The sequence below is a fragment of the Rhodohalobacter sp. genome, from assembly GCF_041686455.1.
Taxonomy (GTDB): domain Bacteria; phylum Bacteroidota; class Rhodothermia; order Balneolales; family Balneolaceae; genus Rhodohalobacter.
The window spans coordinates 1-1,228 of the sequence record NZ_JAWLDW010000040.1 but is presented as its reverse complement, the minus strand read 5'-3'; the positions used below and the strand labels follow the sequence as shown (position 1 = coordinate 1,228).

The 1,228-nt window shown below is 46.0% G+C and carries 1 protein-coding gene; it reads left to right on the top strand.

The features are described from left to right. A partial coding sequence (locus tag ACESM0_RS06775; RefSeq protein ID WP_372904915.1) for a M28 family peptidase occupies positions 1–465 on the top strand: 465 nt, incomplete at its 5' end. Positions 466–1,228: the final 763 nt, after the last annotated feature.

The window sequence follows — 1,228 nt, the reverse complement described above, 5'->3', positions numbered from 1 at the left end:
TATTACGCAGAGAATCCGCCGATACCGCTCAATCAAACCGTATACAACCTGAATATTGACGGAGCCGGCTATAACGACACGACAAAAGTGACGGTGATTGGTCTTGGGCGGACCGAAGCGGATGATGACCTGAAAGCATCCGCCAAAGCGTTTGGCCTGGAGGCGATCCCCGATCCGGTACCGGAGCAGAACCTGTTTAACCGGTCGGATAATGTTCACTTTGCAAGGGCCGGAATTCCATCCCCGACCTACAGCATGGGATTGACCGCTTTTGATGATGAGATCAATCAGTATTACCACCGCCCGACGGACGAACCGGACACCATCAACTATGATTATGTAACCTCCTATGTTCGTTCTTTTGTGATGGCTGCATATCTGGTCGGGAATGCCGACAATGCCCCCTTCTGGCTGCCGGGCGATGAGTATGAAGAGGCGGGAATTGAACTTTTTAATAAACAGTAAACATAACTTTAGCGCTAAAAAAGTATTGAAGGTATTAAGCTAACGTGCTCATATTTGTGATGGACTAAAACCGAATCTCACTGTTAACTCATGCTTCGATTTAAAAATGCAGAAAAACCACCGGCCTTGATTGGTGGAGGAGTAGCATGGTTTGCAAAATAGCGCGGGAGACATCACAACATCCGCTCTCCCCGAGAGCAATTGATGTTGTGTAACCGCGCGTGCAAACCAGGCCCGGAAGCGATCACCGTCCGGGTCCCGAGGCCTCGGGATGATTACTTTTGGCGGCCCAAAAGTATTACGAAAACCCTTGATCAGCCGATATTCATTGCAACATTTTTTATCAGTATCAAGATAACATGGTTATAGTTGGAGACCGGGACCACCTCTCTCGCAAACATTCAGAATACGGTGGATAGGTGTGGTTATAGTTTTTAGATCAGAGCAACAACTTGTAAAGTTAGCTCAATAATCATTTTCCAACCACCCCTATATTCCCTCCTTGAAAAAGGAGGGGACTTCATGGTTATCAGATTTAATGAATTTATGTAGAGTTTTCGGGATCAGGACAACCATACTGTCAACCTTAAAAATGACGAAAGTTTTCCGTATCATATGCGCTCTTTATAATCCAACTCAGATTGATGTTCGACGCTCAAACTTTAGAGTCTTTCAAATCCCATAAGACACCCTTTTACTACTACGATCTCGGGCTGCTTCGCCGTACGCTTGAAGAGATCAAAACCCACGGCCTCTCAAAAGG